General features: G+C 66.0%; 19 protein-coding genes and 1 riboswitch. Of the genes, 13 read left to right on the forward strand and 6 right to left on the reverse strand.

Annotation, left to right across the window (positions count from 1 at the left end; genetic code table 11):
* The first annotated feature begins 25 nt into the window (after positions 1–25).
* Genes QX132_RS31920 through QX132_RS31940 form a run of 5 tightly spaced genes read left to right on the forward strand, consistent with a single transcriptional unit; the run spans position 26 to position 4676 of the window.
* Positions 26–850 carry an ABC transporter ATP-binding protein gene (locus QX132_RS31920; RefSeq protein WP_315778291.1) on the forward strand — a complete coding sequence of 275 codons (825 nt, stop codon included), beginning with the start codon at positions 26–28 and terminating at the stop codon, positions 848–850.
* Complete coding sequence (locus QX132_RS31925) at positions 843–1682, forward strand: ABC transporter permease (RefSeq protein WP_315778292.1); 840 nt, start codon at positions 843–845, stop codon at positions 1680–1682. The genes QX132_RS31920 and QX132_RS31925 overlap by 8 nt, the downstream gene beginning before the upstream one ends.
* An 18-nt stretch (positions 1683–1700) precedes the next feature.
* Positions 1701–2771 carry an ABC transporter substrate-binding protein gene (locus QX132_RS31930; RefSeq protein WP_315778293.1) on the forward strand — a complete coding sequence of 357 codons (1071 nt, stop codon included), beginning with the start codon at positions 1701–1703 and terminating at the stop codon, positions 2769–2771.
* A complete protein-coding gene (locus tag QX132_RS31935; protein WP_316163748.1) occupies positions 2768–3472 on the forward strand; it encodes an SDR family oxidoreductase in 705 nt (234 codons plus the stop codon). The genes QX132_RS31930 and QX132_RS31935 overlap by 4 nt, the downstream gene beginning before the upstream one ends.
* Positions 3473–3506: 34 nt before the next feature.
* The gene (locus QX132_RS31940; RefSeq protein WP_316163749.1) at positions 3507–4676 is read left to right on the forward strand and encodes a mandelate racemase/muconate lactonizing enzyme family protein; all 1170 of its coding nucleotides are present in this window, start codon (positions 3507–3509) and stop codon (positions 4674–4676) included.
* A 388-nt stretch (positions 4677–5064) separates the two neighbouring features.
* On the opposite strand, the gene QX132_RS31945 is transcribed toward QX132_RS31940, so the two are convergent.
* Together QX132_RS31945 and QX132_RS31950 are read right to left on the reverse strand one after the other, a co-directional pair.
* Positions 5065–5445 (reverse strand): response regulator, encoded by a 381-nt coding sequence (locus tag QX132_RS31945; RefSeq protein ID WP_315736231.1) that lies wholly within the window; start codon positions 5443–5445, stop codon positions 5065–5067.
* 54 nt (positions 5446–5499) lie between these two features.
* A complete protein-coding gene (locus QX132_RS31950) occupies positions 5500–6354 on the reverse strand; it encodes an MJ0042-type zinc finger domain-containing protein (RefSeq protein WP_316163758.1) in 855 nt (284 codons plus the stop codon).
* Positions 6355–6568: 214 nt separating this feature from the next.
* On the opposite strand from QX132_RS31950, the gene ftsE reads away from it, so the two are divergent.
* The 4 genes from ftsE (at position 6569) to QX132_RS31970 (ending at position 9938) form a co-directional block, all read left to right on the forward strand.
* Entirely contained in the window at positions 6569–7228 is a 660-nt protein-coding gene (ftsE, locus tag QX132_RS31955) for a cell division ATP-binding protein FtsE (RefSeq protein WP_006615648.1), read from the forward strand.
* Positions 7221–8189, forward strand: coding sequence for an ABC transporter permease (locus tag QX132_RS31960; protein WP_315736232.1), 969 nt, complete (start codon positions 7221–7223; stop codon positions 8187–8189). The genes ftsE and QX132_RS31960 overlap by 8 nt, the downstream gene beginning before the upstream one ends.
* A 255-nt stretch (positions 8190–8444) precedes the next feature.
* Positions 8445–9158: a YdcF family protein gene (locus tag QX132_RS31965; RefSeq protein ID WP_315736233.1), complete on the forward strand. Its 714-nt coding sequence runs from the start codon at positions 8445–8447 to the stop codon at positions 9156–9158.
* Positions 9159–9170: 12 nt separating this feature from the next.
* Positions 9171–9938, forward strand: a complete 768-nt coding sequence (locus QX132_RS31970; protein WP_315755963.1) for a lysophospholipid acyltransferase family protein — start codon at positions 9171–9173, stop codon at positions 9936–9938.
* Positions 9939–9940: 2 nt separating this feature from the next.
* Here the strand turns inward: QX132_RS31970 and QX132_RS31975 are convergent, their stop codons facing one another.
* The gene (locus QX132_RS31975) at positions 9941–10543 is read right to left on the reverse strand and encodes a gamma-glutamylcyclotransferase (RefSeq protein WP_410051307.1); all 603 of its coding nucleotides are present in this window, start codon (positions 10541–10543) and stop codon (positions 9941–9943) included.
* Positions 10544–10642: 99 nt separating this feature from the next.
* Here QX132_RS31975 and QX132_RS31980 point away from each other — a divergent pair, with 99 nt between their 5' ends.
* Entirely contained in the window at positions 10643–11827 is a 1185-nt protein-coding gene (locus tag QX132_RS31980; protein WP_316163751.1) for a DUF2125 domain-containing protein, read from the forward strand.
* A gap of 5 nt (positions 11828–11832) precedes the next feature.
* Here QX132_RS31980 and QX132_RS31985 read toward each other — a convergent pair whose 3' ends face one another.
* Genes QX132_RS31985 through QX132_RS31995 form a run of 3 tightly spaced genes read right to left on the reverse strand, consistent with a single transcriptional unit; the run spans position 11833 to position 14733 of the window.
* Entirely contained in the window at positions 11833–12768 is a 936-nt protein-coding gene (locus QX132_RS31985; RefSeq protein WP_316163752.1) for a prephenate/arogenate dehydrogenase family protein, read from the reverse strand.
* Positions 12765–13862, reverse strand: coding sequence for a histidinol-phosphate transaminase (gene hisC, locus QX132_RS31990; RefSeq protein WP_316163753.1), 1098 nt, complete (start codon positions 13860–13862; stop codon positions 12765–12767). Before hisC ends, QX132_RS31985 begins: the two co-directional genes overlap by 4 nt.
* A gap of 37 nt (positions 13863–13899) precedes the next feature.
* Positions 13900–14733: a chorismate mutase gene (locus QX132_RS31995; protein ID WP_316163754.1), complete on the reverse strand. Its 834-nt coding sequence runs from the start codon at positions 14731–14733 to the stop codon at positions 13900–13902.
* 198 nt (positions 14734–14931) lie between these two features.
* Positions 14932–15011, forward strand: a riboswitch (SAM riboswitch).
* Between the two features lie 91 nt (positions 15012–15102).
* Between QX132_RS31995 and QX132_RS32000 the strand changes: the two genes are divergently transcribed.
* From QX132_RS32000 to QX132_RS32010, 3 genes are all read left to right on the forward strand, one after another.
* Positions 15103–16317 (forward strand): homoserine O-acetyltransferase, encoded by a 1215-nt coding sequence (locus tag QX132_RS32000; protein ID WP_316163755.1) that lies wholly within the window; start codon positions 15103–15105, stop codon positions 16315–16317.
* Between the two features lie 3 nt (positions 16318–16320).
* On the forward strand, positions 16321–16986 hold the full coding sequence (gene metW / locus QX132_RS32005) for a methionine biosynthesis protein MetW (protein WP_315736241.1): 666 nt from the start codon (positions 16321–16323) through the stop codon (positions 16984–16986).
* A 65-nt stretch (positions 16987–17051) separates the two neighbouring features.
* On the forward strand, positions 17052–17387 hold the full coding sequence (locus QX132_RS32010) for a GIY-YIG nuclease family protein (RefSeq protein ID WP_316163756.1): 336 nt from the start codon (positions 17052–17054) through the stop codon (positions 17385–17387).
* The last annotated feature ends 624 nt before the right edge of the window (positions 17388–18011 follow it).

Genomic DNA, 18011 nt, shown 5'->3' on the forward strand with positions numbered 1-18011 from the left:
CGAATAACATTCCGGGTGGACGCTCATGCTGATGATGGATGTCGACAATGCGCCACGGCGTGCCGCCGCGCCGGACGATGTGCTGATTGCGATCGAGCAGCTGTCGAAGACCTACGTCTCGGCCTCGGGCGCGGCCGTCCATGCGCTGAGCCGGATCTCGCTCGACATCAAGCCGGGCGAGTTCGTCTGCGTCGTCGGCCCCTCCGGCTGCGGCAAGAGCACCCTGCTGCGTCTGCTCGCGGGGCTTGATAGTTACAGCGACGGCCGGCTGCTGCTCGATGGCGAGCACGTCGCCGGTCCCTCGCGCAAGGTCGGCGTCGTGTTCCAGGCGGCCAATCTGCTGCCGTGGATGACGGTGCGCGACAATGTCGGGCTGCCGCTGCGCGTCGGCGGCCAGCATGCGCCGGCCGGCGACCGCATCGATCGTCTGCTCGCCGTGACCGGCCTTGCCGATTTCGGCGACAAATATCCCTATGAGCTGTCCGGCGGCATGCAGCAGCGCGCCGGCATCTGCCGCGCGCTGGCGCGCGATCCCGAGATCCTGTTGATGGACGAGCCCTTCGGCGCGCTCGATGCGCTGACGCGCGAGCGCCTGAACCTCGAGCTGCAACGGATCTGGCAGGAGAACCGCAAGACCATCCTGCTGATCACGCACTCGATCTCCGAGGCGATCTTTCTCGCCGACCGGGTCATCGTGATGTCGGCCCGCCCCGGCCGCATCCTCGCTGATCTCCACGTGCCCATTCCGCGGCCGCGCACGTTCGACGACATCGTGTTGCATCCGGACTATGCGCGGCTTGCCAGGGAAGTCCGCGGACTGCTCAATGCGCAGGAGCACGGCCATGACTGATCTCGCCAACGTCGCCGTTTCAGCCGTGTCCCAGAAGCCCGCAAGTCCGCGCCGCCGCATCCGCCTGGGATCGCCGATCGCCTGGATCGGCCTCGCGGTGCTGATCCTGAGCTGGATTGCCGCGGTCAACCTGCTGAACATTCCGTCCTACATCCTGCCGAAGCCCGAAGCCGTCGTCCGCGCGCTGTGGTCCGGGCTCGCGGTCAGCCCGGCCAGCCCGCTCGGCTATTACCTGCCGTTGTGGAGCACGCTCAGCAATGCCGCGGTCGGCTGCGCCATCGGTGTCGGGCTCGGCCTGGTCATCGGTTCGCTGATGGCGGAAGTGGAAGCGATCGAGCGCCTCGTGATGCCCTATGCGTTCGCGCTGCAGAGCCTGCCCAAGGTGGCGATCGCGCCGCTGATCGTGATCTGGTTCGGCTTCGGCGACGGCTCCAAGATCGCGATCTCGGCGCTGCTGTCGTTCTTCCCGGTGCTGATCAACAGCTTCACCGGCCTGCGCGCGGTCGAGCCGGAGCGCATCGACCTGATGCGCTCGCTGTCGGCGTCGCGCTTCGAGACCTATCGCATCGTCAAGCTGCCGAACGCCGCGCCCTTCATCTTCGCCGGCCTCGACATGGCCGTGGTCTATGCGCTGCTCGGCGCCATCGTCGCCGAGTTCCTCGGCGCGCAGCGCGGCATGGGCGTCGTCATCACCCAGGCGCAGGCGGTCTCCGATGTCGCCGGCGTGTTCGCGGCGCTGATCATTCTCGGCGTGCTCGGCATTGTGCTGCACGGGATCGTGCGCTGGTGCGAGGCCAAGGTCGTGCACTGGGGCGCCAACCGCAAAAAATGAAGCAGGGAGGAACGAAGAATGGTTTCGCGCAGGTCATTCCTGAAGGGCAGCGCCGGAGCGGCGTTGCTGATGAGCGGCGCTCCGGCCGGGCTGATGGCCGCCGACGTCAGAAAGATCCGTTTCGGCGTTGGCCTCAAGGCGCTCAACGCCACCGTCATCAATTGCGTGATCGGCGAGGCGCTCGGCTACAATGCGCTGGAGGGTTTTTCGCTCGACGTCCAGGCGCTCGGCACCAACGCCAACGTCCAGGTCGCGACCGATCGCGGCTCGGTGGCGATCGGCGTCGGCGTGCCCTCGACGGCGCTGCCGCTGCTCGCCAAAAATGAATGGGGCGGCGCGAAAATGTTCTATCAGTACACCTACCCCTACAAATGGGACATCGCCGTCCCGCCCGGCTCTGCGCTCAAGAGCTACACCGATCTCAAGGGCAAGAAGATCGGCGTCTCGGACTTTGGCGCCACCGAATATCCGGTGACCAAGAATGTGCTGAAGGCGCTCGGCCTCGATCCGGACAAGGACGTGAGCTGGGTCGCGGTCGGCAACGGCACGCCGGCCGGCGTCGCCCTGCAGCGCGGCGTGGTCGATGCGCTGGCCTATTTCGACACCGGTTTTGGCCAGATCGAAGCGGCCGGCATCGAGCTGAGCTACCTGCCGCGTCCGACCTCGATCCCGATGGTCGGCGGCCAGTTCCTGATGGCGATGCCCCAGACGTTCGAGAAGGACAAGGATCTGCTGATCGGCTTCGGCCGCTCGGTCTGCAAGGCCTCGCAGTTCCTGCTCGCCAATCCCGCTGCCGGCGCCAGGGCGTTCCTGAAGCTCTATCCGGAGACGGCGCCGCGCGGCGCCAGCGAGGACGAAGCCGTGAAGGCCGTGCTGCAGTCGATCAGCCGCCGCATCAAGCTCTACGCGCCGCCCTATGCTGATACGAAGATGGGCGCGATCAACGAGCAGGAGTTCCGCACCGAAGCCGCGATGAACGGGCTCGACATCAAGGACTACAATGCGCTCTACACCAATGAGCTGATCGACAAGATCAACAATTTCGATGCAGTGAAGGTCAAGGCCGAGGCGGCTGCGTACAAGGGATGACAGTGGATCACGACAGCAGTTCCGGTTTTCGCCACGCGGTGGTGACCGGAGCCAGCTCCGGCATCGGCCGCGCCATCGCCGAGCGCCTGCTGGCGGCCGGCTGGCGCGTGACGGGCATCGACCGCGCGCCGTCGGCGTTCTCACATGAGGGCTTTCGAAGTCTGCAAGCTGATCTCGCCGAGCCGCACGCGCTGGTCGCGCGACTCGCAGGCATCGGCGTCGTCACTGCGCTCGTTCATGCTGCCGGCTACATGCGCGTCGGAAGGCTCGGCGAACTCACGCGTGAGAACGGCGAAGGCATGTGGCGCGTCCATGTCGGCGCGGCGGAGGTGCTCGCCAATGCGCTCGCGCCGCACATGACGGAGGGCGGGCGCATCGTCCTGATCGGCAGCCGCACCGCCAATGGCGCGGCGGGGCGCAGCCAGTACGCAGCGACCAAGGCCGCGCTCACCGGCCTCGCGCGCTCCTGGGCAATCGAGCTGGCGCCGCGCCTGATCACCGTCAACGTCGTCGCTCCGGCCGCGACCGACACGCCGTTCCTGCGCGATCCCAGCCGCGCGGGCACCGCGCCGGTGCTGCCGCCGATGGGGCGCTACGTCGATCCAGCGGAGGTGGCCGCGCTCACCGCCTTCCTGCTGTCGCCGGACGCGGGCGCCATCACCGGACAGACCATCACCATCTGTGCAGGCGCCTCGCTGTAGAGCGGCGCGTGCGGCCCCGACCAGGAGAATGACCATGACCGTCCGTATCGTCGACGTCCGCGAGGTGACGAAGCCGATCTCATCGCCGATCCGCAATGCCTATATCGACTTCACCAAGATGACCTCCAGTCTCGTCGCCGTCATTACCAATGTCGAGCGCAACGGACGGCCGGTCGTCGGCTACGGCTTCAACTCCAACGGCCGCTACGGCCAGGGTGGCTTGATCCGCGAGCGCTTTCGCGCGCGCCTCCTGGAAGCTGACCCGACATCGTTGCTCGATGCCAGCAAGGACAACATCGATCCGGACAGGGCCTGGGCGGCGATGATGATCAACGAGAAGCCCGGCGGCCACGGCGAGCGCTCGGTCGCGGTCGGCACGTTGGACATGGCGATCTGGGATGCGGTCGCCAAGATCGCCGACAAGCCGCTGTTCCGTCTGCTCGCGGAGCGGCACGGCCGCAAGGCCGAACCGCGCGTCTTCGTCTACGCTGCCGGCGGCTACTACTATCCCGGCAAGGATCTCTCGGCGCTCCGCCGCGAGATGCGCGGCTATCTCGAGCGCGGCTACAATGTCGTGAAGATGAAGATCGGCGGCGCCCCGATCGATGAGGACCGTGAGCGCATCGAGGCCGTGCTCGATGAAATCGGCCCCGGCCATCAGCTCGCCGTCGATGCCAATGGCCGCTTCGACCTGGAGACCGCGATCGCCTACGCCAAGATGCTGCGCGACTATCCGCTGTTCTGGTACGAGGAGGCGGGCGATCCGCTCGACTATCACCTGCAGGCGACGCTGGCTGACTTCTATCCCGGCCCGATGGCCACCGGCGAGAACCTGTTCAGCCACCAGGACGCGCGCAACCTCATTCGCTATGGCGGCATGCGTCCCGATCGCGACTGGCTGCAATTCGACTGCGCGCTGTCCTACGGCCTGTGCGAATATCTGCGCACGCTCGACGTCCTCAGGACCTACGGCTGGTCGCCGTCACGCTGCATCCCGCATGGCGGCCACCAGATGTCGCTCAACATCGCCGCCGGCCTCGGCCTCGGCGGCAATGAGAGCTATCCCGACCTGTTCCAGCCCTATGGTGGCTTCCCCGACGGCGTGAAGGTCATCGAGGGTCACATCACGATGCTGGACCTCCCCGGCATCGGCTTCGAGGGCAAATCCGATCTCTATGCCGAGATGCGCGCGCTCAGCGCGTGAAGCTGAGCGGGGCGTCCGACGGCCGCCCCAGCGCCATTGCGAGCGCAGCGAAGCAATCCAGACGGTCTCCGCAGAGGGATTCTGGATTGCTTCGCTGCGCTCGCAATGACGGAGGAGAGAGGATCAGTTCCTTCAGCGACCTTTACGCAGGCGCGAGCCCATCAGGCATGTCCGCGCTCCATCGCACCCATCGCTGTCGTCCCGGGCAAGCCGCGATGGCGCGAAGCGACGGCGTGGTGCCGACCCGGGACCCATACCCCCAGGGAGATGTGATGGCGCGAGATGTGGGACCAGTCTTGTCCCTCAACGGCGGCGGTGGCTATGGATCCCTGCGTTCGCAGGGATGACAGCGCGGACTGCAGCAACGTCGAGGATTATCGTTGGCGCGCTACGCCTTGCCCGCCTTCGACGCCAGCGCGTCGGCGACCGCGGTTCTGATATCGGCGACCGAGAACGGCTTGGTGATGACATCATGTGCGATCGCGCTGAGATTCGACGCCCGCTCGCGCTGATGGGCAAAGCCCGTCATCAGCAGGATGGTCAAATCGGGAAAATCGCGTGCTGCCGACAGCGCCAGCGCGATGCCGTCCATGATGGGCATCTGGATGTCGGTCAGCAGCAGGTCGAAGGCGCCGGCCTCGCGCGTCAGGATGTCGAGCGCCTCGGCACCGTCCTGCGCCGTCACGATCTCATGTCCATCCATGGCAATGGCGCGCGCGACCAAGGTCCGCATCGAATCTTCGTCGTCGGCGATCAGCACGCGCGACATGTCGTTTCGTCTCCGTGTCGTGGGCCCCGCGAGAGAGCCGCGAGACCGGAACCATCATGCACTGCCGGCGGCGAGGTCGCGCCGGTTGAAGAACCGTATATCGATATTGCGGCCTTCGGGAGGGGGCGAGGCGAGCCGCGACTTGAACGTCGTGCGCTCGCCGGGCTTGAGCGCGGTCTGATCGAGCAGCGTGTTCCAGGCGTAGATCTCGGTGCCCTGCGCGTCACGGACGCTGAAACGCAACCGCGGCAGATCGACCGATTTCTTCGTCAGGCTGACGATCGTTCCCTCGATCACCAGCACCGGCTTGCCGTCGACGGTTTCGGTCGCCACCTTCAGGTCCTTGAAGTTCAGGCCGCGCAGGTTCACCTCGAGCCCGACCAGCTTGTAGAACGACGCCGTCTGCGGCAGCAGCCTGACGACGTCGGCGCGCCACACCACGAGCGCAATCGTGAGCGCCGCCATGGCGGCCGTCAGCACCGGCAGGTTCAACAGCTTATTGCCTGGGAAATCCGGCAACGTCGGGCGCCTGATGAGCTTGCGGAGACCGGCGAGGCGCGAAGCCCCGCTCTGCGCCGGCTGCTCGGCATCGGCCGTGTCGTCGTCGGGCTCGGCGAGGGCATCCTCGGGCCAGCCGGCAGCCAGCGGCGGACTTTCCACATCGGGCGTCCGTTCGTCGTCGTCTTCCTGGCGCGCGAGGGCTTCCCACTCGTCGGCGGCGTCACGGGGCGCGGCCGACGCGCCGGCCTCCGCCATGGCAGGCATGGGGGCGGGCGCCTCGACCGCATCCTCCGGTCGTGCCAGCCAGACCTCCTTGCAACGGGAACAGCGTACGCTGCGGCCAGCCATACCCAGGGTTGCCAGGTCGATGGCATAAGATGTCGTACAATGAGGGCAAACGATGAACATCGCGCCTGTTCTCCAACGGCCATTGCCGCTTTGTTTCCGACAGTTCGTGCTACAAGGACCGCCATGTCGACGAACTTCGGAACTCAATCGCGCCAATGGTACACGGCGACCGTTAACGAACCGGAAACCATAACGGGCGCTCAATCGGGCCATCGTACCGCTGAGCTTGGAGCGTGCGGGTCTGCCGCGCACGCGGTCGAACGGAGCTGACGCTTTGGTTCGGTTCGAAAATGTTGGGCTGCGCTATGGATTGGGGCCGGAGATTCTCCGCGACCTCAGTTTCCAGATTCCTGCCCATTCCTTCCAGTTTCTCACCGGCCCGTCGGGCGCCGGCAAGACCTCGCTGCTGAAGCTGCTGTTCCTGTCGCTGCGGCCGACCCGCGGTCTGGTCAATCTGTTCGGCTACGACATCTCGCTGCTCAGCAAGGAAGAGATCGCCGATCTGCGCAAGCGCATCGGCATCGTGCTGCAGGACTTCCGGCTGCTCGACCACATGACGACCTATGAGAACGTGGCGTTGCCGTTTCGCGTCATGGGTCGCGACGAGTCAAGCTATCGCAAGGAGGTCATCGACCTCCTGAAATGGGTCGGCCTCGGCGAGCGCATGGATGCGCTGCCACCGATCCTGTCGGGTGGTGAGAAGCAGCGCGCGGCGATCGCGCGCGCCGTGATCTCGCGGCCGCAGCTGCTGCTCGCGGACGAGCCGACCGGCAACGTCGATCCGACGCTCGGCCGCCGCCTGCTGCGGCTGTTCATCGAACTGAACCGCTCGGGCACGGCGGTGATCATCGCAACCCATGACATCACGCTGATGGACCAATACGAGGCCCGCCGGCTGGTGCTGCATCAGGGACGATTGCACATCTATGAGTAGCGTAGACGATCGCGGCCTCCTGGTCGATCTCGGCGACGACCGCCCGCAACTGCCGGCGCAGGCCCGCATCGTGTCGCCGATCGTGCCGCGCGCCTCGATCGCGGGCCGTGCGCTGGTCGCCGTGGTGGCGATCATGACCTTCCTGGCCTCGATCACGACCGGCGGCGTGCTGCTGGTCAGCGAGTCCGCGGCCGAGTGGCAGTCGGAGGTGGCGAGCGAGATCACGGTTCAGGTTCGCCCCAAGACCGGCCGGGATCTCGAGCGCGACATTGCCCTGGTGACGGAGGCGATGCGGGCGCAGTCCGGAATCGTGGAGGTCCGGCCATTCACGAAGGAGGAATCGAGCAAGCTGCTGGAGCCGTGGCTCGGCAGCGGCTTGTCGTTCGATGAGCTTCCGGTGCCCCGCGTCATCATCGCACGCGTCCAGCCCGGCACCAGCTTCGATCTCAACGCCCTGCGCGCCCGCGTGACCCAGGTTGCGCCGACCGCCAGCGTGGATGACCACCGCGCCTGGATCGAGCGCATGCGCTCGATGACCGGTGCTACCCTGTTTGCAGGCTTCGGCATTCTCGTGCTGGTGATCGCGGCCACCATCATCTCGGTGTCGTTCGCGACCCGCGGTGCGATGGCCGCGAACCGGCCGATCGTCGAGGTGCTGCATTTCGTCGGCGCCGGTGACCGCTACATCGCCAATCACTTCCTGCGGCACTTTTTGCAGCTCGGACTGGAGGGGGGCGTGATCGGCGGCGGCCTTGCGATGCTCGGATTCGGGTTCTCGGAGTCGATCGCCAACTGGTTCTCCGGCACCCCCGTCGGCGATCAGTTTGCGGCATTGCTCGGGACGTTCTCGCTGCGCCCGCTCGGCTATGTCGCGATCGCGCTGCAGGCCATCGTGATCGCCGCGGTGACCGGCTGGGCCGCACGCCGGACCCTGTTCACGACGCTGGCGAGCATCGACTGATGGCGGCTTCTATCCCCAGCCATCTCGTTGCGGATTTCACTTGGCCCGAAAACCGCCTAAAATCGTCTGCGCCGGGGTGAGGCAGGACGGGGTGAGCTGGGTCACGAACACGGCGGAGGTCGCGCGCCAGGATCGGCGGCGAGCGAACGTGATCGGGAGGCCGGCGAAACCTGCCTGCGTTCCCGGACTTGAACGACGGGATCGCGCGACGGCATGGCGCCGCGCGCAGGCAGGCAAGGACAAGCCAGGCGTTGCATGGAGCCGGAGACCGACCATAGCAGGCGAAAGCTGCCGCTCACCGTGGCGGTGTGGCGGACGCTCGCGGGCGCCGTGGCGACGCTCGGGCTCGGCTTCTTCGTCGCCGCGGTCGGTTTCGTCGGCTTCCTCTCGCAATTGCGCGGTGCCGAGATCCAGCCCGAGCGCAAGGCGGACGGAATCGTGGTCCTGACCGGCGGCTCGTCGCGCGTGTCGGACGCGGTGGAACTCCTAGCGGGAGGCTATGGCCGGCGGCTGCTGATCTCCGGCGTGCACCCGACCAACGAGGCCAGCAACATCACCAGGTCGCTGCCCGAGGCGCGATCATTCATCAACTGCTGCGTCGATCTGGATTATTCGGCGATCAACACCCGCAGCAACGCCGCGCAGACGCGGCGGTGGGCCAGCGAGCGCGGCTTCAAGTCGCTGATCGTGGTGACGTCGAACTATCACATGCCGCGGGCCATCGTCGAACTGTCGCATGCGATGCCGAGCATGGATCTCATTCCGTACGCCGTCGTCGGCGAGAAATGGCGTGACGAGCCGTGGTGGACCAGCGCGCCGACGCTGCGACTTCTGCTGTCCGAATATGCCAAATTTGTCGCCGCCGAGATGCGGCTGCGGCTGGCCGATCTCGGCCTCGATCTCGCGCCCGAGGTCGATCCGCCAACCGGCTCGGTGGCGCGCCGACCGACGACGGCGCAAGCCAATTGAACTGGGTTTCTGATGGTCTCGATCTTCCTGCGTTCGCTGCTGTTCAACATCCTGTTCTACCCGAACTTCGTGCTCTGGGCGCTGATTGCGTTGCCGACCCTGGCGATGCCCCGCAAGGCGCTGCTGCGCGTCGCCAATTGGTGGGCGCAGAGCAACATCGTGTTGATGCGCGTCGTCTGCAACATCCGCGTCGAATATCGCGGCGTCGAAAAGATCCCGAAGGGGCCGCTGATCGTCGCCGCCAAGCATCAGTCGATGTGGGAGACGATCTCGCTGCTGCATTTCTTCGACGCGCCGTTCTTCGTTCTCAAACGCGAGCTGCTGCGGATTCCCTTGTTCGGACAATATCTGGTCAAGGCGGACATGATCGCGATCGACCGCAGCTCCGGCGCCCGCGCGTTGAAGCAGGTGATGCGGCGGGCGGCGGAGGAGGTGAAGCACGGCCGTCAGTTTGTGATTTTTCCGGAAGGCACGCGGCGCCCGGCGGGCGCACCGCCGGACTACAAGGGCGGGGTCGGCTTGATCTACACGGATTGCGGCGTGCCGTGCCTGCCGGTGGCGCTGAACTCAGGGCTGTTCTGGCCGCGTCGCACATTCCTGCGCTATCCGGGCACGCTTGTGGTGGAGTTTCTTGATCCGCTGCCGCCGGGCCTGCCACGCGATGAATTCATGCAACGGATCCAAAGCGTGATCGAGGAGGCCACCAATCGGCTGGTCGCCGCAGGGCAGGCCGAGCAGGCCCGGCTGTTCGGCCGCATAGCGGCGGCGGTGAAAGCTTGACGCTATGGTGGCGCACCTTCCGGCGCAGGATGCAGCGAGTGGCCGTCATCGTGCAGCATCGTTGCGAGCCGATGCAACTGCGTGTCGCGAAGGCCCTGCGCCTCGATCGCCTTCACGGTCGAGATCACGTAGTCGCGATTGGCGCCGGACTGGCCGTGACCCTGGCGTACATGGCGCAACTGCTCCTGCGGCGACAACCGGCCGGCATATTGCACATGGCCGCGATCGACCACGTAGACCAGTGCGCTCACCCGCTCGCGGGCGTCGTTCTCCAGCCATACCGAGCGCGTCACTTCGCGATACACCGAGGTCACCTGCTCACGCGCCCGCAAATAGGCGATGGTATCGTCGCGCTTGTCTGCTGCCACCCGAAACGCAATGCCGCGACACGCGCCGCCGCGATCGAGACCGAGCACGAGGCCGGGCTTCTCCGGCGTTCCGCGGTGGACGAACGAATACACACAGAGCGCGCGATGCTCGCCGATCAACCGCGCCGGCACCTGCTCGAGAAAGGCGAATCCGGGTCGCCACATCAGCGAGCCGTAGCCGAAGACCCAGAGGTCGCCGTGGGGAAGGTCGCGTTCGGAGAGGGTCATTGCGGACATCAATGCGGAGGCCTAAGTGTGGTGCTCGCGAATTGTTAATCTAGATACACAATCCGTGATCGCCGAATTGCCAAAATTGCTGCCCAAAGGGTGTCCTGCATGTCTCGTTTGCCGCAACCGCCGCGCAGGCGCTCTCGCTGGGGGCTTTTCATAGCTCCCGTCCTGCTCCTGATTGCCGCCGTCGCGTGGAGCGCATTCTGGTTCTTCGCCGCTTCGCAAGTGGATGTCCAGGCCGACGCCTGGCGTGCGCGGGAAGCGAAGTCCGGCCGCGTCTTCGATTGCGCGAACCGCTCGGTCGCCGGCTTTCCGTTCCGGCTCGAGGTCCGCTGTACGGATCCGAACGTAGCCCTGTTTTCGCAGGCCGCCGGCACGCCCTTGATGAACGCCAAGCTCGACGAGATTCTCGTCGTCGCACAGGTGTGGGACCCGAAGCGGGTCATCGCGGAGTTCAAGGGACCCGCTATGATCGCCGACGGTCGCGGACCGGCCTCGTTCTCCGTGAACTGGCGCGTCGGTGAGGCCAGTGTCCGCGGTCTGCCAGGGCCGCCGCAGCGCGCCGACCTCGTGTTCGAACAACCGACCATCGACCGCATCGAGGGCAACACCGCGGTGCCCGCCGCGCGCGCCGATCATGCCGAATTGCACGGCCGTGTTGCCGAGGGCTCGCCGCCCGACCATCCGGTGCTGGAGACTGCGTTGCAGATCGCGAACGGCAGCATCCAAGGCAGCCATCCTCTGCTTGCCGAACCGTTCAATACCGACGTCCAGGCCCGCGTCACGGGTCTCAAGGACTTCAGGCCCAAACCCTGGCCGGAGCGGTTTCGCGAGATCCAGGCGGCGGGCGGTCATGTCGAGATCGTCCAGTCGCGCATCCAGCAGGGAGAATTGCTCGCGGTCGCCGCGGGCACGCTGAGCTTGACCGCCAATGGCGGGATCGATGGCGAAGTGCAGATGACGGTCGCGGGGATCGAAAAGGTCATCCCGGCGCTCGGTCTCGACAAGATGCTCGAAAACGGCGTGCCGCAGGGGACGCTCGATCGCGTGGCGCCCGGTGTGAAGTCGCAGGACGTCAACAACCTGCTCGGTGCGCTCGACCGCGCGATTCCCGGCCTCGGCAAGGTCGTCAAGCAGAACGCCAATGTCGGCGTCGCGCTCGGCATCAATGCGCTCGGCAAGGAGGCCACGCTCGAAGGGCGCAAGGCACGGACCTTCCCGTTGCGCTTCGCCGACGGGGTCGTGGTGCTCGGTCCGTTCAAGGTCGCCCGCGTCCCACCGCTGTTCTGAAGCCTTCAGGGCTTCTTCAACTGCGGCAGCGGCCGGCCGAAGTCCGGCGCCGCCGAATCCTGGCCGATATCGACGATGCCGCGGCGGATCGCACGGGTGCGGGTGAAGTGATCGAACAGCGCATCGCCGTCGCCGCGGCGGATCGCCCGCGTCAGCTTGGAGAGGTCCTCGGTGAAGGTGCCGAGCATGTCGAGCACGGCATCCTTGTTGCTCAGGAAGATGTCGCGCCACATCGTCGGGTCGGAGGCGGCGATGCGGGTGAAATCGCGAAAGCCGCCGGCGGAGAACTTGATCACCTCGGACTCCGTGACCTGCGCCAGCTCGTCGGCGGTGCCGACGATGGTGTATGCGATCAGATGCGGCAGGTGGCTGGTGATCGCGAGCACGCGGTCATGATGATCCGGTGTCATGATCTCGACCTTGGCGCCAAGCGCGGCCCAGAACGCGCGGAGACGGTCGATCGCGTCGGCATCTACACCGTCGGGCGGCGTCAGGATGCACCAGCGGTTGATGAACAGCTCGGCGAAGCCGGAGTCCGGTCCCGAATTCTCGGTGCCGGCGACCGGATGGGCCGGTACGAAATGAACATGCGCCGGCAGGTGCGGCGCCATGTCGCGAACGATGGCGCCCTTCACGGAGCCGACGTCGGAGACGATGGCGCCGGGCTTCAGATGCGGCGCGATCTCTTCGGCCACGGGACCGCACGCGCCGACGGGAATGCAGAGGATGACGAGGTCGGCATCCTTGACCGCCTCGGCATTGCTCGCAACGACGCGGTCGACGATGCCGAGCTCGGTCACGCGGGCGCGGGTCTTGTCCGAACGCGCCGTGGTGACGATTTCGCCGGCCATGCCTTGCAGCCGCGCCGCGCGCGCGATCGAGCCGCCGATCAGGCCGAATCCGATCAGCGCGACGCGTTCAAATCTCCCCGCGACGCTCACTTCGTCCTCATGAATTCGCTGAGAGCCTCGACGACCAGACGATTGGCCTCCTCGGTGCCGATCGTCATGCGCAGCGCATTCGGCAACTTGTAGTTGGCGAGCGCGCGCAGCACGAGGCCGCGCCGTGTCAGGAATTCGTCGGCCTCGACCGCGGTGCGGCCCTTGTCGGTCGGGAAGTGGATCAGGATGAAGTTGGTGACGCTCGGCGTCACTTTCAGCCCGAGCTTGCCGATCTCCTCGGTGAGCCAGTTGCGCCAGGTCTCGGTGTGTGCCTTCGACATCTGCTGATGCGCGGTGTCCTCGATCGCGGCGACCGCAGCGAGCATCGCGGGCGAGGAGACGTTGAACGGCCCGCGGATGCGGTTGATGGCATCGACGATGTGCGCCGGGCCGAACATCCAGCCGACGCGGAGCGCTGCGAGGCCGTGGATCTTGGAAAAGGTGTGGGTGACGACGGTGTTCTCGGTCGTGGCGACCAGCTCGATCCCGAACTCATAATCGTTGCGCGAGACGTAGTCGGCATAGGCGGCGTCGAGCACCAGCACGACATGCGAGGGAAGGCCGGCGCGCAGCCGCTTGACCTCGTCGAACGGGATGTAGGTGCCGGTCGGGTTGTTCGGGTTGGCGAGCCAGACCAGCTTGGTGCGCGGCGTCACCGCGCTGAGGATCGCATCGACGTCGGTCCGATATTCCGTCTCCGCGGCAACCACGTTCTTGGCGCCGCAGGCCATGGTCGCGATCGGATAGACCAGGAAGCCGTGCGCGGTGGAGATCGCCTCGTCGCCTTGCCCGAGAAAGGTGTGTGCCAGCAGATTCAGGATCTCGTCGGAGCCGGCGCCGCAGACGATGCGGCCGGGATCGAGGCCATAGGTGCGGCCGATCGCCTCGCGCAGCACCCGCGAGGTGCCTTCCGGATAATCCTCCAGATGCGTGGCCGCGCTCTTGAAGGCGTCGATCGCCTTGGGTGAAGGACCGAACGGAGTCTCGTTCGCCGACAGCTTGAACACCTTGCGGCCAAGCTCCGGCTTGGGACTCTTGCCCGGCGTGTAGGGCGCGATGTCGAGGATGCCGGGATTCGGCACGGGGCGGTTCATCGTCAACTCCGGAAAATCATCACTGGCGCGGGGCGTCTCAGTTGGGAACCGTATAGCGTTTCGCATGGCCGCCGACGAGGGCCGTCGAGCGCACCGAGGCGCCCGCCGCGATCAGGGCAGCCTTGATCTTGTCGAGGTTCGACGGCGACTCGATCGACACCAACAGCGCCGCGCCGTCGAAGGCGGTATCGGGCACCGCGATGACGTCGGCGAGCGGCGACAGCGCGCGGGACACCTGCGCATTCCAGCCGGAGACGCGGATGCTCCAGGTCTCGACCTCCAGCACCAGCGCGTCGTCCGCGACGCGCGAGATCGCGAACACCGGCAGCGCCGCCGGATGGTCGGCACGCTCGATGAACGGCATCCGCGCGATGATCTTCGGCGCGCCCGCGGGCTCCAGCGTGATCCACCACGGCGTATGCCCCGAGGTCGTCGACACCAGCGCGAGATCGCCCTTCGAGCGCGCCACGGCTTCGACGGCGGCCTGGGCGCTGAAATGGGCGACATAAGGCACCACGAAGCCGAAATGGAACCTGGCGGAATCGCGCATCGCGGATTCGCCGACCGACACGTCGGCGTGAACCGAGAACGGCGCCTGCACGTAAGTGAACGTCGAGACGATCACGCGCCAGATGCCCTCGACGGTGTCGAGCGGCAGGATGCCGCGATGGCGCTGCACCAGGCGCCGCATCATGTCGGCCTCGCGCGCCGGACGGAACGCCGAGCCGACCTCCTGGGTCTTCTTGACCTTGATCAGCCGGTCGATGATGTCGGCCCTGTTCATCAGCAGCTGATGGACCTGCTCGTCGATCGCGTCGATCTCCTTGCGCAAATCGGCGAGCGAGGGAGGGGCTGGCGGCGGGGTCGACATGGGCAGGGTCACTCTTCGCAGGCCGCGGGTCAACGCGCGGCGGACTGGAACGGATGCCGTTCTCTCCGATGCGGGGGACGTGCGCAACAGCAAGTTTACCTCGTGCTGCCTAGGCTTGGCTGACCTGCAGCCATGGAGCGCCCGATCGGCGGTCAACCCGAGCTTGCCTTGACGAGGAGCGCCCGCGGGACTAGTTTCTGCCCGTTCCGTGGTCATTTGAGCCGGCCGGCTTGCAGCCACGTTAAAAAACTCGCTAAACAGGCCGGGGACGTTATCGATCCCGGCCGAACCCCAGTTCAGGCCGGGTTTTTCATGGCCTGATGTGTCACGTGGTTCGGGAGCCCTTGCCGGATGGCCGGGGTGAGAGACATGACAGGCCTGACGCCGAAACCCACCTCCGCGCTGCGCACGATTGCGCCCGAAGAGCGCTCGCACGAGGTCGATCATCCGAGCTCGCTGGTCGCGCAGTTCGGTGCCGACAAGCCGCTCAGGCTCGATTGCGGCGTCGACCTGTCGCCGTTCCAGATCGCCTACCAGACCTATGGCGAGCTCAACGCCGACAGATCGAACGCGGTCCTGGTCTGCCACGCGCTGACCGGCGACCAGCACGTCGCCAACCGTCATCCGGTCACCGGCAAGCCCGGCTGGTGGGAGACGCTGGTCGGTCCCGGCCGCCCGCTCGACCCAAGCCGCTATTTCATCATCTGCTCCAACGTGATCGGCGGCTGCATGGGCTCGACCGGACCGGCCTCGCTGAACCCTGCGACCGGCAAGGTCTGGGGGCTCGATTTCCCGATCATCACCATCCCCGACATGGTGCGCGCCCAGGCGATGCTGATCGACCATCTCGGCATCGACACGCTGTTCGCCGTGGTCGGCGGCTCGATGGGCGGCATGCAGGCGCTGCAATGGACGGTGGCCTATCCGCAGCGCGTGTTCGCCACGCTCGCGATCGCCTGCGCGACGCGGCATTCGGCGCAGAACATCGCCTTCCACGAGCTCGGCCGCCAGGCCGTCATGGCCGATCCCGACTGGGACCACGGCCGCTACGGCGACAAGGGCGTTCATCCGCATCGCGGCCTCGCGGTGGCACGGATGGCCGCGCATATCACCTATCTGTCGGACGCGGCGCTGCATCGCAAGTTCGGCCGCCGCATGCAGGACCGCGAGTTGCCGACGTTCTCGTTCGACGCCGATTTCCAGGTCGAGAGCTATCTGCGCTATCAGGGCTCGTCCTTCGTCGAGCGCTTCGATGCCAACTCCTATCTCTATTTGACGCGCGCGATGGACTATTTCGACATCGCCGGCGACCACGATGGCGTGCTGGCGGCGGCGTTCCGCGGCATCAAGACCCGCTTCTGCGTGGTGTCCTTCACCAGCGACTGGCTGTTTCCGACTTCGGAATCGCGGGCGCTGGTGCATGCGCTCAACGCGTCCAGCGCGCGGGTGTCGTTCGCCGAGATCGAGACCGACAGGGGGCACGACGCGTTCCTGCTCGACGTCCCCGAGTTCTTCGAGATCGCCAGCGCTTTTCTCGATTCCGCCGGCAAGGCGCGCGGCCTCAAGGCTGTGACGGGAGGCTGAGACATGAGCATGCAGGGTGTGCTGCCGCTGAACGGATTCTCCGGCGGCGAGGTGCTGGCCTATCGGCCCGATCATCTCCTGATCGCCGGCATGGTCGAGAGCGGCTCCAAGGTGCTCGACATCGGCTGCGGCGACGGTGACCTGCTGCAGCTGCTGGAGAGCCGCGGCATCGACGGCCGCGGCATCGAGCTGTCGCGCGAGGGCGTCAACCATTGTGTCGCCAAGGGCCTCGCGGTGGTGCAGGGCGATGCCGACACCGATCTCGTCGATTATCCCGACGATGCGTTCGACTACGTGGTCCTGTCGCAGACCCTGCAGGCGACGCGGCGGCCCAAGACGGTGCTGGAAAATCTCCTGCGCATCGGCCGCCGTGCCATCGTCACCTTCCCGAATTTCGGCTTCTGGCGGCTGCGGCTGCAGCTGCTGGTCGGCGGCCACATGCCGCGCACCGACAATCTGCCTTTCACCTGGTACGACACGCCGAACATCCATTTCTGCACCATCAAGGACTTCGTGCAGCTCTGCGACGAGATCGGCGTCAAGATGGAGCGCGCCGTCGCACTTGATAGTTACGGCCGCCCCTTGCGCGTCGCCATGCCCTGGTGGTTCTGGAACATGTTCGGCGAGCAGGGGGTGTTTCTTCTGAGCAGGGCGGAGAAGGGGCGGTAGGGGGACGGGGGGCGACCGCAGCCCCGGGGCCTCGTTGAAGTTTGTGGCCCGCTCTCTCCGCCGTCATGGCCGGGCTTGTCCCGGCCATCCACGTCTTGCAGTATGGCGAGATGGCGGGCGGCTACGTGTACTTCATGACTAATCGTCCCAACGGTGCGCTCTATGTCGGCGTGACCAGCGATCTCATGCGCCGTGTCTTTCAGCATCGATCCGGCTTGGTTGATGGCTTCACCAGGCGGTATGGCTTGAAGCGATTGGTGTACTTTGAAGTCTTCGACGACATTCAGAGCGCGATCCAACGGGAGCACAACATCAAGCATTGGTCGCGCGCCTGGAAGGTTGGACTGATCCTTGCGAGCAATCCCAGCTGGGATGATCTCTACGATAGGATCACAGCTTGAGGCGCGCACGAGGACGGACGTGGATGGCCGGGACAAGCCCGGCCATGACGAGCTTGGGGTGGCGGGATTTCACTTTTCAAAGAGCCGATGGCGGTTGAGACAAGGCTGCGCATCCCCGCGGCGCATCTGCGCCCGAGCTATGCGTCATGCATCGCCTCCGATAACGAAGAGGCGCAGGGAAGGCCGGATGCTGGCCGCACCCATGGCCCGCCTGCGGAAAAAATGCAGGCGGCAGGAACCACAGGTACGAGCCGGAACACCCGGCCTTCCCTGCGCGATGGTTGAACGGCTGCTTCGCATTCTCCTCGGTGCGCCGGGCTTTTTGGCCACCGTGTCGCGCAATGCGCTTGCGCGCATCGCGCTGGATACCAGCATCGGGGTATCAGGACCGCGCGACTTGACCGTGCGTGCCGGAATTGCTCGTCCGCGCGAGGAAGCCCCACGCGCAATCCGACACGCCCACCGCATCCCACCTCAGCGTTCGTGACGACCGCGATACGCCCCTCTTGCAGTGAGGCGGGACGGGCGGAAATCTGCGCTTGATTTGGCCGACGAGGCTGGGCAAGAACTCAGTGTTCACGGTAAGATTTGGGGGCATGACGAATCGGCCGTTCAAGAGCGGCG

This window comes from Bradyrhizobium sp. SZCCHNRI20481 (assembly GCF_032485055.1).
GTDB lineage: Bacteria > Pseudomonadota > Alphaproteobacteria > Rhizobiales > Xanthobacteraceae > Bradyrhizobium.

Coding starts and splice junctions, on each gene's coding strand:
- QX132_RS31920 (WP_315778291.1), top strand. CDS start 26: ATGCTGATGATGGATGTCGACAATGCGCCACGGCGTGCCGCCGCGCCG.
- QX132_RS31925 (WP_315778292.1), top strand. CDS start 843: ATGACTGATCTCGCCAACGTCGCCGTTTCAGCCGTGTCCCAGAAGCCC.
- QX132_RS31930 (WP_315778293.1), top strand. CDS start 1,701: ATGGTTTCGCGCAGGTCATTCCTGAAGGGCAGCGCCGGAGCGGCGTTG.
- QX132_RS31935 (WP_316163748.1), top strand. CDS start 2,768: ATGACAGTGGATCACGACAGCAGTTCCGGTTTTCGCCACGCGGTGGTG.
- QX132_RS31940 (WP_316163749.1), top strand. CDS start 3,507: ATGACCGTCCGTATCGTCGACGTCCGCGAGGTGACGAAGCCGATCTCA.
- QX132_RS31945 (WP_315736231.1), bottom strand. CDS start 5,445: ATGTCGCGCGTGCTGATCGCCGACGACGAAGATTCGATGCGGACCTTG.
- QX132_RS31950 (WP_316163758.1), bottom strand. CDS start 6,354: ATGTTCATCGTTTGCCCTCATTGTACGACATCTTATGCCATCGACCTG.
- QX132_RS31960 (WP_315736232.1), top strand. CDS start 7,221: ATGAGTAGCGTAGACGATCGCGGCCTCCTGGTCGATCTCGGCGACGAC.
- QX132_RS31965 (WP_315736233.1), top strand. CDS start 8,445: ATGGAGCCGGAGACCGACCATAGCAGGCGAAAGCTGCCGCTCACCGTG.
- QX132_RS31970 (WP_315755963.1), top strand. CDS start 9,171: ATGGTCTCGATCTTCCTGCGTTCGCTGCTGTTCAACATCCTGTTCTAC.
- QX132_RS31975 (WP_410051307.1), bottom strand. CDS start 10,543: ATGTCCGCAATGACCCTCTCCGAACGCGACCTTCCCCACGGCGACCTC.
- QX132_RS31980 (WP_316163751.1), top strand. CDS start 10,643: ATGTCTCGTTTGCCGCAACCGCCGCGCAGGCGCTCTCGCTGGGGGCTT.
- hisC (WP_316163753.1), bottom strand. CDS start 13,862: ATGAACCGCCCCGTGCCGAATCCCGGCATCCTCGACATCGCGCCCTAC.
- QX132_RS31995 (WP_316163754.1), bottom strand. CDS start 14,733: ATGTCGACCCCGCCGCCAGCCCCTCCCTCGCTCGCCGATTTGCGCAAG.
- QX132_RS32000 (WP_316163755.1), top strand. CDS start 15,103: ATGACAGGCCTGACGCCGAAACCCACCTCCGCGCTGCGCACGATTGCG.
- metW (WP_315736241.1), top strand. CDS start 16,321: ATGAGCATGCAGGGTGTGCTGCCGCTGAACGGATTCTCCGGCGGCGAG.
- QX132_RS32010 (WP_316163756.1), top strand. CDS start 17,052: ATGGCCGGGCTTGTCCCGGCCATCCACGTCTTGCAGTATGGCGAGATG.